Origin of the sequence: Marivirga sp. (assembly GCF_051117495.1) — a bacterium.
In the GTDB taxonomy this organism is placed as follows: Bacteria; Bacteroidota; Bacteroidia; order Cytophagales; family Cyclobacteriaceae; genus Marivirga.
In genome coordinates, this window is the sequence record NZ_JBNPEF010000005.1 from 65,602 (window position 1) to 81,519 (window position 15,918).

13 protein-coding genes are annotated in these 15,918 nt (G+C 35.5%); 7 read left to right on the plus strand and 6 right to left on the minus strand.

Features of this window, described 5'->3' with window-relative positions:
- Positions 1-249: 249 nt before the first annotated feature.
- Positions 250-384 (plus strand): hypothetical protein, encoded by a 135-nt coding sequence (locus ACFE0M_RS03905; RefSeq protein WP_434544434.1) that lies wholly within the window; start codon positions 250-252, stop codon positions 382-384.
- 5 nt (positions 385-389) lie between these two features.
- Here ACFE0M_RS03905 and ACFE0M_RS03910 read toward each other — a convergent pair whose 3' ends face one another.
- The 3 genes from ACFE0M_RS03910 to ACFE0M_RS03920 all read right to left on the minus strand — a co-directional run bounded on the left by ACFE0M_RS03910 (position 390) and on the right by ACFE0M_RS03920 (position 2,724).
- A complete protein-coding gene (locus ACFE0M_RS03910; protein WP_434544435.1) occupies positions 390-851 on the minus strand; it encodes a MaoC family dehydratase in 462 nt (153 codons plus the stop codon).
- A 54-nt stretch (positions 852-905) separates the two neighbouring features.
- A complete protein-coding gene (locus tag ACFE0M_RS03915) occupies positions 906-1,628 on the minus strand; it encodes an SIMPL domain-containing protein (protein WP_434544436.1) in 723 nt (240 codons plus the stop codon).
- Positions 1,629-1,719: 91 nt separating this feature from the next.
- Positions 1,720-2,724 carry a hypothetical protein gene (locus tag ACFE0M_RS03920; RefSeq protein WP_434544437.1) on the minus strand — a complete coding sequence of 335 codons (1,005 nt, stop codon included), beginning with the start codon at positions 2,722-2,724 and terminating at the stop codon, positions 1,720-1,722.
- 120 nt (positions 2,725-2,844) lie between these two features.
- Here ACFE0M_RS03920 and ACFE0M_RS03925 point away from each other — a divergent pair, with 120 nt between their 5' ends.
- The 6 genes from ACFE0M_RS03925 to ACFE0M_RS03950 all read left to right on the plus strand — a co-directional run bounded on the left by ACFE0M_RS03925 (position 2,845) and on the right by ACFE0M_RS03950 (position 9,401).
- A complete protein-coding gene (locus tag ACFE0M_RS03925; protein WP_434544438.1) occupies positions 2,845-3,771 on the plus strand; it encodes a M20/M25/M40 family metallo-hydrolase in 927 nt (308 codons plus the stop codon).
- Positions 3,772-3,841: 70 nt separating this feature from the next.
- Positions 3,842-5,629, plus strand: coding sequence for a glycoside hydrolase family 15 protein (locus tag ACFE0M_RS03930; RefSeq protein WP_434544439.1), 1,788 nt, complete (start codon positions 3,842-3,844; stop codon positions 5,627-5,629).
- A 63-nt stretch (positions 5,630-5,692) separates the two neighbouring features.
- A complete protein-coding gene (locus ACFE0M_RS03935; protein WP_434544440.1) occupies positions 5,693-6,445 on the plus strand; it encodes a zinc-dependent peptidase in 753 nt (250 codons plus the stop codon).
- A gap of 122 nt (positions 6,446-6,567) precedes the next feature.
- A complete protein-coding gene (locus ACFE0M_RS03940) occupies positions 6,568-7,119 on the plus strand; it encodes a hypothetical protein (RefSeq protein WP_434544441.1) in 552 nt (183 codons plus the stop codon).
- 155 nt (positions 7,120-7,274) lie between these two features.
- Positions 7,275-8,504 carry a PDZ domain-containing protein gene (locus tag ACFE0M_RS03945; RefSeq protein WP_434544442.1) on the plus strand — a complete coding sequence of 410 codons (1,230 nt, stop codon included), beginning with the start codon at positions 7,275-7,277 and terminating at the stop codon, positions 8,502-8,504.
- Between the two features lie 216 nt (positions 8,505-8,720).
- Positions 8,721-9,401: a tetratricopeptide repeat protein gene (locus ACFE0M_RS03950; RefSeq protein WP_434544443.1), complete on the plus strand. Its 681-nt coding sequence runs from the start codon at positions 8,721-8,723 to the stop codon at positions 9,399-9,401.
- 81 nt (positions 9,402-9,482) lie between these two features.
- Here ACFE0M_RS03950 and ACFE0M_RS03955 read toward each other — a convergent pair whose 3' ends face one another.
- The 3 genes from ACFE0M_RS03955 to ACFE0M_RS03965 are packed head-to-tail and all read right to left on the minus strand — an operon-like array spanning position 9,483 to position 15,885.
- On the minus strand, positions 9,483-10,079 hold the full coding sequence (locus ACFE0M_RS03955; RefSeq protein WP_434544444.1) for a lipoprotein signal peptidase: 597 nt from the start codon (positions 10,077-10,079) through the stop codon (positions 9,483-9,485).
- A gap of 2 nt (positions 10,080-10,081) precedes the next feature.
- On the minus strand, positions 10,082-13,444 hold the full coding sequence (gene ileS / locus ACFE0M_RS03960; protein WP_434544445.1) for an isoleucine--tRNA ligase: 3,363 nt from the start codon (positions 13,442-13,444) through the stop codon (positions 10,082-10,084).
- A 2-nt stretch (positions 13,445-13,446) separates the two neighbouring features.
- The gene (locus tag ACFE0M_RS03965; protein ID WP_434544446.1) at positions 13,447-15,885 is read right to left on the minus strand and encodes an efflux RND transporter permease subunit; all 2,439 of its coding nucleotides are present in this window, start codon (positions 15,883-15,885) and stop codon (positions 13,447-13,449) included.
- Positions 15,886-15,918 lie beyond the last annotated feature (33 nt).

Consider the following 15,918-nt stretch of genomic DNA (forward strand, 5'->3'; position numbering starts at 1 on the left):
TTGTACACAAATGTAAACTTTATTCATGTTGCTACAGTTAAAATATTAAACTTACAGCTAAAAAAAGAACAATGAAATTATTGGTCTGAAGTATATTGCTCTTTATTGTTAAAAAACTATAGTTTATCGATTAAAGACTCTTGTAGGCTTTATAATTAGAAGGAAGTAACAAATGAGCTAATCAGTATTTTTTATCAATTAATATCAACCTAAATTTGTGATATCATTTATTTTTAAAGAAGAACCATTATGAAAAAGTCTATAAAATTATTTGCGGCAATATCAGGATTAATACTATTTGCTTCTGCTTGTGCACAAAGAACATGTCCTACTTATTCTTATGAGGAAGTAGAAAAAGACAGTACTATAGAAGCAACTGTCTAATTCAATTAGTTGAAATGATATAAGAATATCAAGGATGCGTTATAAGCTGGTTTTTTCTCATCCTTTATTTCCATTACGATGTCAATTTGAGCTTTGCTCACCCCTCTTAAATCTACTATAGAATTTAATCTGGCTTTTAATCTTACTGCTGAACCAACTTTCACAGCTTGATTAAATTTCATTTTCTCAATTCCATAGTTAATCATCATCTTGAGGTTTGTTACATTGGCAATTTGTTCCCATAAATATGGTGCTAATGACAAGGTTAAATAGCCATGGGCTATAGTGCCACCAAAAGGGCTTTTGGCTGCTCTTTCCTCATCTAAATGAATCCATTGATGGTCAAGTGTGGCATCCGCAAATTGATTAACTTGTTTTTGGTCAATTGTATGCCAATCTGATACGCCTAATTCTTTTCCTTCATAAGCTTTAAATTCCTCGAAACTGCTGATTTCAATTGGTTGCATAATATTTTATGAATCTTTAATTAATAGCATGCAATATATAAGCTTATTTATAAATTATTCAATAGAAAACACAATATGTACTTCTGCTTTCAATTTGATGTTCTTAAAATCTAAATCTGACTCCATAGTAGCACTTTCATCTGCTGATGCTGACATTATTCTGTTATTTTGATATGATTTGTAGTAGATTGGTTGAAAATTCTGTTGATTTTCATTCAGTTCCAATACCCTTCCAACTTTCTCATCAAGCGGTTTTAATAATGCCTCTGCTTTTACCTTGGCATTTTTTACTGCCTCAACTTGCAATTCCTGATTGAGTTCTTGCAGTCTTGAATGGGTATATTGGCTTACCCTAACATATTCAATTGCTTTGGGATCAATTTTGGAAAGAATTACATTTAATTTTTTTGCATCAGCTAGTTTAAGCTGAAACTGTTTTCTTGCCATGAAATCCTTGTTTTCATTCTTTTTGTTCCAGCTGTAATTATAACCATAGACATTCTCAACAGTAAGATTTTCCTTATCAATACCTGATTTTGTAACAGCATTCACCAGTTGGTTTTCCAATTCATTCATATCGAATTTGCTGCCGGTTTTTAATTGATACTCTTTTAATGAAATACTGAAATAAATAATATCAGGAAGGATTTCTTTTTCTGCTACTCCACTAACAGAGATAGTTCTTTGACTTTTATCAGATGATTTTTCTTGGGCTTGTGATTTTGTTGAAATAGCAATCAAAAAAAAGACTAAAATAAATACATTAAACTTTTTCATATCCAATAACATTAAATTTTTATGTAAAACAGTATGATCAAAACCCATGCCCTTTTATAATTTTTTTTCATTCCCTAATTCAATTAGAGAATTACCTCTTCAATTTAGCTTTTAGGTTCTCCACATGATTGATGAGTGCTTCTTGCCATGTTTTGCCGGCATCCCAGGAATTGCCCAAATAAATATCTTTGGTATAAAGTTGTTGAACATAATATTTATGGACATGCTCTTCAATTCCATACTTCATCACTTTTGCATTTTCCCCTTTTCTTTCCGATATCAAAAGGGTTTCCTCTTCTGAAAGATTATAGCCCAACATTCTCCTAAGACTTTCACCATTATTTTGCAATTTCTTCAGTACCATTAAATATCCTTCACTGATCATTTCTTCTGGGGTCATGTTGGGCTCTACCAAGCCATATTTAAATGGGTAATGCTCACTCATAATTGAATCCAATTCGGCATTGGCTTTATCAATATCTACGTCCAGCATAATATTTGATTCAAATTTTGGCACCGCCAGTTTATCTATTCTTATATCAGGATTGAAATTTGCTACCCTTCTCGATTTGATAACATTGGTTCTTTTGAAAGTTTCAGGAACATCAATAATGAGGAAATTCTCTCTTTCCAAATCTGATCTGTTCACTAAAGTCTGTAATTTGGAACCTAATTCTTTCAAAGAAGGCGCTTCTATATAAAAAGCGTTCATACCTTCTTGAAAGAAACCTCCTTCTTCAGGTATTTTAGTAGCGTAAAGCTCAAAACCATTATCCGACTGGTGCACTATCAGCATATTTTCAATACTCCTTTGCGTTATATCTGAATAGAATGCGGTAGTAGCATCTTCTCCGGACATGATATCAGACAAAGCATAATAGGCTACTGCATCTACTCCAATTTCAATAAAACTATTATGAATTTTTTGCGCTTCTTGCTCCCAATTTAAGGAATTTACATTCATAAAAACTGCGGCTCTTCTGCTAAGTAAGTCTTCTGGCAATTGAGTGCTCTTGTTTAAAAAGGGAAAAGCTTCCTGAGAAAAGCCGTCAAGGCTAACAAAAATCAATAAAATAGAGAATATATAGTGTCGCATAAATTTTAATTCGCTGGAAAATTAAAGATTTTTGAATAATTGGCTGAATCTTAACGTCATTATCTATAAATTTATTCTTTATCTCTGTAAATTCAAGAATATAACGAACCCCCGATCCTAATGAAGTCATTGAAATATTACCTTTTTTTTCTATTCCTTATATTTGCTCAGCAAGGCTTTGCACAAAAGGATTCAATTGCTGTTTTTCCTGATTCTACAAAGGTGATGAATGATTTGTTTTTTCTGTCATCAGATTCATTACAAGGTAGAAAAACAAATACCTTAGGTAACGAAATAGCCAGAGAATATATCATAAAAAGACTCCAAAAAGTTGGGGTCTCCGCTTATGTCCAAGATTATCTACAGCCATTTACATTTGGAAAAGATAGTATTCCTGCAGTCAATATTTTAGGCTTCATTGAAGGGTTTACTGGCAAAAACTTTATTGTGATTTCCGCACATTATGACCATGTAGGTATGGAGGACAGTACGAAAATATTTAATGGCGCTGATGATAATGCTAGTGGTGTTGCCTCTCTTCTAGCCTTAGCAGAATATTTCAGAGAAAATCAGCCCGAAAATAATTTACTTTTTGCCTTTTTTGATGCAGAAGAAATGGGGTTGCAAGGAGCAAAACATTTTATGCAATCGGTAGTGGTAGATACCAGTAAAATTAAGATGAATGTTAATTTGGATATGGTAAGCCGTGGCGATAAGAATGAATTATATGCCGTAGGTACCTATTTTACCCCCTATTTAAAACCTTTGCTTAATGAAGCATCAAAGGATAAAAGCATTGAACTTTTGTTCGGCAGGGATAATCCGAAAAAGAAACCTTATTGGGTAAATGCCTCTGATCATGCCCCTTTCCATCAAGCGGAAATACCCTTTATTTATTTTGGAGTTGATGATCATCCAGATTACCATAAAATAACGGATACTGCGGATAAAATCAACCCCAATTTTTATTTAGAAGCCATTCGTCTGATTAAAGAGGCAATTGAGATTTTCGATGCTAATTTGGGCGAGATTGTTTATGGTAAATAATGTTTTGAGGCATTATACTTTTTTCCTTCATAATAATTTTAAAAATTACGGACTTTAAGAAATCAAGAATATGCAAGAGAGACATACCTACAACCTTGGAATGATTGGCAATTGTGCTTATTTGGCACTTATCGGAAAAGATACAGACATTAAATGGATGTGCATGCCCCGATTTGACAGTTCATTTATTTTTGGCAGTTTGATTGGAGGGGAAAAAGGAGGAGAATTTTCCATTAAGCCCACTTCAGAAAATTATAAAGTAACCCAAGCATATATCCCCAATACAAATGTATTGGAAACAATAGTGGAAACAGATGAATATGCATATAAAATAGTTGATTGTGCTCCACGGTTTCGGCAGTTTGACCGCTATTATCGACCTCAAATGTTGATCAGAAAAATCGAGCCTTTAAGAGGCTTGCCACAATTGAGGGTAGTTTGTAATCCAGTTGGAAATTACGGACAGAAAAAACTGACCAGAGAAAGGGGAAGCAGTCATATTCGATATTTTGGCTTACCTGAAACTTTAAGGTTAACTACCAATATCCCCATCAATATGGTGATGGACAGCAGTCCGTTTGTGCTGACCAAGACACGCTATATGGTCATGACCTATGGCGCGCCTTTAGAGGCAGAATTGCAAGAGACAGCAGAAAATTTCATAAATAAAACTATTTTTTATTGGCAAAATTGGGTGAAATCCACCAGTATTGGTCAACATTATCAAGAAGAAGTAATTCGTTCTTCATTGGCTTTAAAAATCCATCAATATGAGGACACAGGTGGAATTATTGCTTCCCCTACCATGTCATTGCCCGAGTCACCAGGTAGCACCCGAAACTGGGATTATCGATACTGCTGGATGCGGGATACATACTACACATTAACGGCTTTCAATAATATTGGGCACTTTGAAGAGATGGAGAATTATTTCTTATATCTCACCAATATCCCAATGAGAGGAAAAGAAAGAGTCCAACCACTTTATAATCTAGTAGGTGAAAGTACCATAATTGAAAAAGAATTGGATTTGCCTGGATATATGGGAAATCAACCAGTAAGAGTAGGTAATGATGCCTATACACATATTCAAAATGATGTTTATGGACAGATATTATTGGCAATTCTTCCACTGTACACGGATAAGCGATTTGCGAATATGGAAAAATCTCAGTCTGCCTACCTATTAAAAACGATTTTGGAAAAGATTGAATTCACTATGGATGAAGCAGATGCTGGTTTATGGGAATTCAGAAATTTAAAGCAAAAGCATGCTTACACCCATCTTTTTCAATGGGCAGGGAGTCACGCTGCCATGAAAATAGCCAAAGAAATTGGGGAGATAGAGTTGGGAAGAAAAGCTGAAAACTTATTAAAACAGGCGGCAGCCCATTTAGAAAAATGTTATGCACCCAACAGAAAGGCTTATGCACAAGCAGAAGGCGTAGATAGAATGGATGCAAGCACCTTGCAGCTCATTATGATGAACTATATGCCCCATGATAGTCAAAAAGCCAAAGATCATTTAAAAGCTTTGGAAGAAGATTTGAAAGTTGGGAAGGGATTATTCTATCGATATAAACATGCGGATGATTTCGGAGAGCCGGAGACTACTTTTTTGATTTGTGCTTTTTGGTATGTGGAAGCACTTGCTTGCGTGGGCAGAACAGAAGAAGCCATGGAAGCATTTGAGGAACTAGTGGGCTATTCAAATCATGTGGGCTTACTAAGTGAGGATGTGAAATCTTCAGACGGTTCTATGTGGGGAAATTTCCCTCAAGCCTATAGCCATGTTGGTTTGGTAAATGCCGCCTACAGAATCAATAATAAGTTGGATAAACCTGATTTTTTGCCTTAAGTTTTGGTTGATAATATTTTTTTAGTAATTGCCTTATTATTCCCATTATTGATCGTTCTTCTTATGTTGAAGGCGGTTAGGGATGTAATTAAAGTAACATTAAACTATTTCGGTATTTTCGGGCTTGGTCGATTGAATCAGGAGCAAGTAAGGAAGCTGAAAAAATATTCCCCATATTTTAGACAACTCAAATTGAAGCATCAGAAAAAGTTTATTTGGCGTGTGAGTCAGTTCATAAGTGCTAAAAAGTTCGTTTCTAGAGGGATGGAGGAAGTCACCGATGAAATGAAAGTTGTAGTGGCTGCTTTGTCTGTTCAAATAACTTTTGGGCTTCCTCGCGTTTATTTATCACATTTTAAAAAAATTCTAATTTACCCTGATAATTATTATTCAACTATAAACAATCAATATCATAAGGGTGAGGTAAATCCTCGTTTTGGGATTATAGTCCTGTCATGGAAGAACCTGGTAGAGGGCATAGCAAATGAGTCGGATGGCGTAAATTTAGGCATACATGAATTAGCCCATGCCATCCATCTTGAAAACAGGATTTCCAATCACGAATATGGTTTTATAGATTCTAAACTTTGGAAGAAATATTATGATTTAGCTGAATTTGAAATGTTTAAAATAAAAGAAGGAGACACTTCGATTTTTAGATCTGCGGCTGCTATTGATCATCATGAGTTTTTTGCAGTTCTGCTTGAGAACTTTTTTGAAAGACCAAAAGCCTTAAAAGCTTATAGTCCGGTTTTGTATGAAAAGACTACTAAATTATTGAAGCAAGACCCGCTGAAATTGCTAATGAAAAGTTAAATAATCAAACAGAATGAATAGTAAAGCTAGGTTAAAATTGATTATAGGGTTTGGTCTAGAACCATTCTGAATACTATATCCAATAGCTTAAGCGTTAAGAATTAGTATTAACCGACTAATCTGTGAAAAGGACATTAATATTAATATTATTCGTAATTGCACCCTTCTTTAATTCTGTGGCGCAAGAATCATCTAATTTTTTACATAAAAACAGCCTTCAATTAGAATTAGGAGGACATGGGCTTATTTATTCATTTAATTATGAACGTATCTTAGTTGATAAAGGAAAACATAAAACAGCAGGACAAATAGGGGTAGCTTACTATCCAGCTTCCGTTGGCTTTAGAGATTTTTGGATGCCTGTTGGTATAAATCAAATTTATAATTTCAATTCATCTCATCACTTTGAGGCTGGATTAGGTATGGTTTTAATTAGGGAAGCTCTAAGGAATGAAGATAATGAGGCAGTAAAATGGTTTTGGGATGCATTTATCTCGGCTAGATTAGGATACCGATACCAAAAACCGAATAGTCGCTTTTTATTTAGAGTAGCTTTGACACCCGTTTTGGAAACTTATCTATTTAGGGAGATAGTTCCAAAACCCACTTTTGGAAGGAGAATTAGTTCAGACTTCCATTTCCTGGCTGGGGTAAGTGTTGGTTATAGTTTTTAAAGCGATAGGCTCAGCTATTATTATTTACGAGAATTCATTACTTAATACTTTGTTTATTTCATCTGTATGAATAGTTTTAATCAAAGTTTGATTAAACTGTTTTCACTTTAAACATCCTTTCAAAACGAACCATAATTACAAGATTTTAGTAAAAAATGATAAAAAAAGGCCTTAAAATTTTTGCGATTTCATTCGCAGTCTTGCTACTTCTATTTATTTCATTTATCTACTTGATGTATTCTAATTTTGAAAAGTTAGGATATGCTGATATAGTGAATGAAAATCATAATGATACAATTCCTTTTTACTATTCAAATTCAGGGCATATTTTAATAGATGTAAGCCTAGAAGACGATACGGCAACATATCCTTTTATTCTAGATAGCGGGGCAAGTAACATAATCTTTAATAAGGAAGATTCAGATATTGAACTAGAGAATAATGGTTTTTCATTTGGAATAGGAGCTAGTGGAAACTTTTTCTGGTCAGGAATAAAAAAGCTCAACAAGCTTCAATTGGGAAATTTAAGCTTTGAAAATATCCATTTAAAATCGGTTGATTACAATGCGGATTGTTTTGAGGCTTATGGTTTAATAGGTACGGGGATAATGCGCCATTTAGTTTGGAAAATTGATTTTGAGAATAAAATCATCATAGTTTCAGATGAAATTAAAAGGGATTTCAAAAATCAAGATGTTTTGAAATTTAAACTTTCAGAAAACTCTTTTGGACACCAATTGAGATTGCCTTTGAAATTATCTGACCGAGGCCAAAAAATAAGCACGTTGGTTGATTTAGGCAGTAACTCAAACTTAAGTATCGATGAAGATTATATTCTTGCAGATTCATTATCATTTGATTCAAAGAGGTTTTATGGTAGTGGTGCTTCTGGTTTAGGCGATGCTGTAGATGAAAAATTTGAAGGAAGGCTTTACTTGATTGATACACTCAGTTTTGTGGGTTCGGGTCATAGTATCAATAATTTCCCAATTAGCGCAGAATATAATAGTTTAAATTTATTAGGTCTAGGGTTTCTCAAAAACTACAAAACTACCATTAGCTGGAAAGATGATTTACTTTTACTTGAGCCTTATGATTCTGTTCAGAATTTCATTGGTAAAACTGCTGGAATGGGAACACGTTTTGTTAAGCAGGATAAAAGGATACAGATCAGTTCATTAACAGAAGGCACACCTGCATCTAAATTAAATTTATCACTAGGAGATGAAATTTTAGCAGTAAATGGCTTAAGTGTGTTCAATGAAGATGAGTATTGTGACATGTTGCACACTATTTCTGGTATAGATACTATTTTGGTGGAGGTAAAACGTCATGATACAATTAGCAATGTTCAAATCATTAAAGAACCTATATTTAGAAAATAAGTAGATTTAAACTTTTGAATCTATTTCTTTTTAGAGAGTAAAGTAAAAATTGATGATTGATTTTGAATTAATCCAACAATAACATTTTATTCCCAGATGAATTCAGAATAGAGTTCCTTATTTTCTTTTGATAAGCCTAAGGTTTCGTAACTTTGTATTTCAGAAATCGAATATCGCCTTAATTCAAAGGTTGATTAATATTAAGTAAATATCATAATGGCTACAGCGGAGAACAAGCAAGAGGGAAATAACAGTACATACGAGACACTTAAAGCATTATATTATTCGGGCAAAGTGAAGCCCTCACTCAATAAAATCATTCCAGCACTAGAAGAAGACCCTAAAAACTTAGAGCTTAATCTATTAGCATGTCAAGTATTGGAAAGAACCAAAGACTTTGATCGATTATCTAATTATGCGGATGCCTTAATTAAGTTATCTCCTGAAAAATCAGACGGATATTATTATAAAGGGGTAGCGCTTCAATTTGTAAAAGGAAAAGAGCAAGAAGCAGTGAGAAATTTTAATAAGGCACTTGAAATAGATCCTGAAAACCTACTTTGTTTGAAAAGCAAGGCCACGACTCATATGCTTCTTTTTAAGGACTTTGATTTGCCGATTAAATTTGCAGATAAGCATAGGGTAAAAGCTGAAACTTCTTTATTGAAAATAGTAGGCCTAGTTGAGCAAATGGACAAGCCAAGCTACCAAGATTTATATATTCTTGCGGAAGTAAATATGATGATGGAGCAAGCCCTTAATGCTAAAATGTTTTATTTGAAGGCCGTAAACGCTTATGAAGAAACTGATCCTTCTGAACAGGATAAAAACATTTACAAGGACATTATCAAAGCTCAGAAGAAATGCATCAAACAATTGGAGAAGTTTACTGAGTAGGGGTCAACAAGATTTATTGAAAGTAAAAATAGCAGTTTCTAGAAGCTGCTATTTTTGTTTTGTTTATGGGAATTGTAGCGATTAATCAGCTAATTCTTTCTTAACCGCCTTAAAAAACTTTTTCTGGAATATTAGAATTACGGCCACACCACAGAAAATCGCTGCATCGGCCACATTGAAAATTGGCCACAAAGAAATATAATCTCCGCCCCAAAGTGGTACCCAGTCTGCGACTCTGCCTTCCCAGATGTCGATATAAAACATATCCACTACCTGTCCGTGAAACCACGGAGAAATGGCATTATAAGGGGCGTTATCCAACCAAACGCCATAAAACATACTGTCGATTAAATTTCCTATGGCTCCTGCTAAAACCGCAGCCATACTCCATAATACACCAGGGTGCGTTTTATCTTTTGCCAATTTATAAAGATAGTAAGCTATGAAAAACATGGCCACCAATCGGAATAATGTTAACCCTAATTTACCGTATTCAGAGCCAAATTGCATACCAAAGGCCATGCCTGGATTAAGCGTATAATACAATTTAAACCATTCGCCAAAGACTTCAATTTGTCCGGCTATGCCCATTTCCATATTAAAATGTACCCAAAGTTTAACTACTTGGTCTAGGGCTATTAAAAAGAATGTCAGTAAAAAATATTTTGTGTATTTCACTATTATTGGTTTTTCACCACTAAGGACAATTCAATTTTCAAATCGTCTATCTCTAATTCCGTGGTTTCGGTTAAATTTTCAGCCAAATCTAATGAAACTGCCTGAGTTTCGGAACAAATGTAATCTTTGTTTTGCAAAATGGCAGTGTCCACTAATTCATTTCCTTGTTTTACAGCAACAGCAATCTTATCCTGTACTTCCAAGCCTTTATCTTTTCTTAAGTTTTGAATACGGTTCACCAAGTCTCTGGCAAATCCTTCTCTTCTCAAATCATCATCCATGCTGATATCCAAAGCAACAGTTATGCCAGCTTCGGAAGCTACCGACCAGCCCGGGATATCTTGAGAAGTAATATCTACATCTTCCAAAGTCAATGTATGTTTTTCTCCATCCACCTCAATTTCAAAAGCATTTTCCTGCTCTATTTGAGCAATTTCTTCCTGTCCCCACTGATTGATGATTTGGGTAACCGCCTTCATTTTTGGGCCAAAATGCTGTCCTAGTTTTCGGAAGTTAGGCTTTACATTCTTCACTAAAACACCTGAAGCGTCATCTATATACTCAATTGATTTTACATTCACCTCGGAGATAATCAAATCTTCTACTGCTTCAATTTGCTTACGTGTTTTATCGTTTAAAACAGGCACTAAAATTTTATGAAGTGGTTGCCTTACTTTTATTTTTTGTGCTTTACGAATAGAATGAGTTAATGAACTGATATGCTGTGCTAAATACATTCGCTCCTCCAAATCCTTATTGATGACATTTTCATTTGCTTGAGGGAAATCCACCAAATGAACAGATTCCTGCGACATTCTACCGCTCACTTTATTCAAGCTTTGGAATAAATTATCCATATAAAATGGGGCAATAGGGGCGCTTAAAATAGCAACACTTTCCAAGCACTCGTAAAGTGATTGATAAGCAGCTTTTTTGTCTTCATTATATTCGCCTTTCCAGAAACGCTTACGGTTTAAACGCACATACCAGTTACTCACATCATCCTGAACAAAATCCTGGATTAAGCGAGCAGCACGAGTAGGCTCATAATCATCATAAGCATCATCTACAGCTTTCTTCAATGAATTTAATTTGGATAAAATCCAACGGTCACTTTCTGTTCGTTTTTCTAGTGGGATGCTTTCACCCTCAAAAGTAAACCCATCCAAATTTGCATAAAGCGCAAAGAAATTATAAGTGTTTTGAAGCGTTCCGAAGAACTTTCTTTGCACTTCTTCCACACCCTGTAAATTGAATTTTAAATTGTCCCAAGGATTTGCATTGGCGATCATATACCAACGTGTGGCATCAGGTCCGTATTTCTTTATGGTTTCAAAAGGATTGATGGCATTGCCTAATCGCTTTGACATTTTGTTTCCATCTTTATCCAATACTAATCCATTGGCGATTACATTCTTGTAAGCCACCGAATCGAACAACATACCAGAAATAGCATGCAATGTAAAGAACCAACCACGGGTTTGATCCACTCCCTCAGCTATAAAATCAGCAGGGTAGTTTTTATCGAAAGTCTCATTATTTTCAAATGGATAATGCCATTGTGCATAAGGCATTGCCCCTGAATCAAACCAAACATCAATCAAATCAGGCTCACGGAACATTTTCTGACCAGATGGGCTTGTTAAAATAACATCATCTACATAAGGACGGTGCAAATCAAAATCTTCAGCCAGCTCTTCTTGCATAAAACCTGATTGGACAGATTTTTTCACTTCGGCTCTCAATTCATCCATAGAGCCTATGCATATTTGCTCTTTTCTATCTTCTGTTACCCAAATTGGCAATGGAGTTCCCCAGTATCTTGATCGGCTTAAATTCCAATCCACCAAGTTCTCCAACCAGTTACCAAAACGGCCTTCACCCGTTGAGGCTGGTTTCCAGTTGATGGTTTTATTCAATTCCACCAATCGGTCTTTCATGGCAGTGGTTTTAATAAACCAAGAATCCAATGGGTAGTATAAAATAGGCTTATCTGTTCTCCAACAATGAGGGTAGGAGTGCTCGTATTTTTCTACTTTAAAAGCTTTATTATCTTCTTTTAATTTGATGGCAATCAGAACATCTGTAGGCTTGAAGTCAGGATCGTTACGAATAGCATCATCATAGTATTCTTCCTTCACGTATTTTCCGGCAAAATCTGTTACTTCCTTTACAAATTTACCCTGCTTATCCACCAAAGGCATTTCTTTGCCCTGATCATCTTTTACCAAAACAGCCGGAACATTATTTTGCTGGGCTACTTTAAAGTCATCGGCACCAAAAACAGAGGCCGTATGTACAATTCCAGTACCGTCTTCTGTTGTAACGAAATCCCCAGGAATTACTCGGAATGCATTTTGTTCCAATTCCTCAGAAGTGACATAAGGCATCAATTGTTCATAGCGAGTTTCCACTATGTCCTTTCCTTTGAATGTTTGGGCCACCTCAAAAGGAACTAATTTGTCGCCTTCTTTATAATCCTCCAGCTTGAGGTCTTTGGCTTTAGCTTTAAAATGACTGTTGACCAAATCTTTTGCCATTACTACGGAAACTGGCTCAAAAGTATATTGATTGAAAGTTTTTACTTTCACATAGTCGATTTTTTCCCCAACAGCTAATGCACAGTTGGAAGGCAATGTCCAAGGAGTGGTAGTCCAGGCGATAAAGCGAACATCTTCCTCTTCATTTTCAAAAAGGAAAGCGGATTTTTCGTCTTTTTTGACTTTAAATTGAGCCGTAACGGATGTGTCTTTAACATCTCTATAGCATCCTGGTTGATTCAATTCGTGTGAACTTAAGCCAGTTCCTGCTGCAGGGGAATAAGGCTGTACCGTATAGCCTTTATACAATAAATCTTTATCGTAAAATTTCTTCAGCAAATGCCATAGCGTTTCCATATATTTGCGATCGAAAGTGATATATGGATCATCCAAATCTACCCAATAGCCCATTTTTCGGGTTAAATCATCCCACTCTCCTTTAAATTTCATGACGGCTTTTCGGCATCTGTCATTATATTCAGCTACGGAGATCTTTTTGCCGATATCTTCTTTTGTGATGCCCAGTTCCTTTTCAACCTGCAATTCAACAGGCAATCCATGAGTATCCCATCCGCCTTTTCTTTTTACCTGAAATCCTTTTAAGGTTTTATATCGACAAAAAATATCCTTGACGGCACGGGCCATCACATGGTGAATGCCAGGAGTACCATTTGCGGATGGTGGTCCTTCATAAAAAGTAAAAGTGGGTTTCCCTTCACGGGATGTCATCGATTTTTGAAAAATGTCGTTTTTATTCCAAAATTCTAAGACTTCATCTGCCAGTTCGGCATAATTTAAATTTTTGTATTCTTTGTATTGACCCATTTTTATGAATTTTTCTGTTCCTCAGGCTTATAAGGAACTTTAGGTTCTGCTTTTTTAATTCTTTTTAAATTGATTTCTTCATCATCGGCCTCTAAATAGAATTCATCATCATACTGCTCAATTAGAGGATGACTTCCTTTTCTTCTTTTACCATCATCGAAAGTAAGCAAAAGAGAAGGTAAAACCAGTAAATTGGTGAGCATGGCCACCAGCAAGGTGGTGGAAGTCAATGCTCCTAAAGCCACGGTACCCCCGAAACTTGAAGTCACAAAAATAATAAAGCCGGCAAAAAGTACAACAGATGTATAAATCATACTTTTACCCGTTTCCTTTAAGGTTTTTGTTACCGCCAAGGGCACAAAGAAATTATTGGTAAACAATTCCTGCCTATATTTTGCTAAGAAGTGGATGGTATCATCTACGGATATTCCAAAAGCAATACTAAATACTAATACAGTACTTGGTTTTAAAGGAACGCCCAAATAGCCCATTAAACCACCTGTAATCAATAAAGGAATTACATTAGGGATTAGGGATATGATGATCATTCTTAAATTTTGAAATAAGATGCCCATTACAATAGCGATAATACCAAATGCTATGAAAAGGCTGGTTCTTAAATTTTCTACCAAATATTGATTTCCCTTTATGAAAATTGGGGTCGTTCCTGTGATGTGAATATCAAAATCTTCTCCTTCAAAGATTTCATTCATCCTAGGTTTTATGGATTCTTCCACAAGCGTATTCATTTTATCGGAACCTATATCTGCAATCTTGAGTGAAATCCTCATTTCCGACAATTCTTCATTGGTGAAATTACTCATGACGGAAATATTGTCTTCATCTTGCTGAAGATATCGCATGATAAAATTATAATCTCGAGAAGTAGGTAAATCATAGAAAGTAGGGTTGCCATTATAGTAAGCCTGCCTTGTTGCTTTTACCATATCCACAATAGAAATAGGTTGGCTAATAGCTGGGATACTGTCTAGAAATTCCTCGAATTGATTGACTTTTCTTAAGGTATTTCTTTGTACTACTCCACGTTTTTTCTTGGTGTCAATGATAATTTCCATGGGCATAATGCCGCTGAAATTCTCTTCAAAAAAGCGTAAATCCTTAATGGTTTTACCATCCTTAGGAAGATCATCTACCATGTAACTGATGGAGTTTAGCTGAAAACCTCCAATAAAAGCAAAAACCACCACTACCACGGTCACAAAATAAATAATGGTTCTATGATAGTGTACAGATTTATTGAGCCAATTCAATGCAAAATCTGTCATTTTGAAGTTCATGTGCTTCAATTGCTTTTTACCCGGCTCTGGCAAATAGGAAAAAACCGCAGGTATCAAAATGATGCTTACTATGAATGTGGCGAATATATTTATGCCTGCGACTATCCCGAATTCTTCCAGTAGTTTTATTTCCGTAAATGTCAATACCAAAAATCCAACGGCAGTAGTGAAATTGGTGATTAAAGTCACTATCCCGATTTTTCGGGTAATCGTACTAATGGCCTTGATTTTATTGCCATGCTCCTCAAATTCCTGATGATATTTGTTGAGCAGATAAATGCTGTTGGGTATCCCAATGACGACTATTATAGTCGGGATTAAACTGGTCAGGATTGTAATTTTGTACCCCAATAAATCTAATGTTCCGACAGACCAAATCACCACGGAAAAAATCACCAATAAAGGAAAAAGCACTGCATCCCAAGAGCGGAAAAAAGCTAACAGAATCAAGGCTGTCACAATTACTGACAATACCAATAATTGAATTATTTCTTGGCGGACTTTGCTCATCATGGTGGAGCGCACAAATGGCAAACCTGCATAATGCAATTCAATGCCTGTCTTTTCCTCAAATGCGTCCCCCAATTGAATGATGTCTCCCATCAAAGTTTGCCGTTCAGGAGAGTTGAATATTTTCTCGTCCAGCGTGAGGATTATAGCTGTAGCGCCATTTTCGGTATTGAGTAGTTGCGATGAAAAGAATTTTTGGTCTTTAATCTCCTGCAAAAGACTATCTAAAGTGGCCTGATCTTTCGGCAACTTATTCACCATCGGTTGCATTTCAAATTTCCGCTCCTCCGTATTTTTTTGGAGTTTTTGAAAATTCGCAATGGATAGGATGTTGTTTACACCTTTAATATCTTTTAAAGCTTTTGAGAGATACTGAAGCCGGGCAAAGTTTTCTGGGGTATAAAGTGCACTGTCTTTTATTCCCAATGCAAGGATATTGTCATCCACCCCAAATTTTCTTTCAAATTCTTTTAATGCTTTATAGTCTTCATCGGCTTCAGGAACCAATTTTGCCAGGTCATAATCCAGCTCAACATTTCGGGCACGGTATCCCATGAAGATGGTAACCAATGCCAAAATGATAATCAAAGGCAGTCGATATTTTATTACGTTATGCGCTAGTTGTGTCCACATATTTTTAAACAAGCCACAAAGGTAATGATTTTT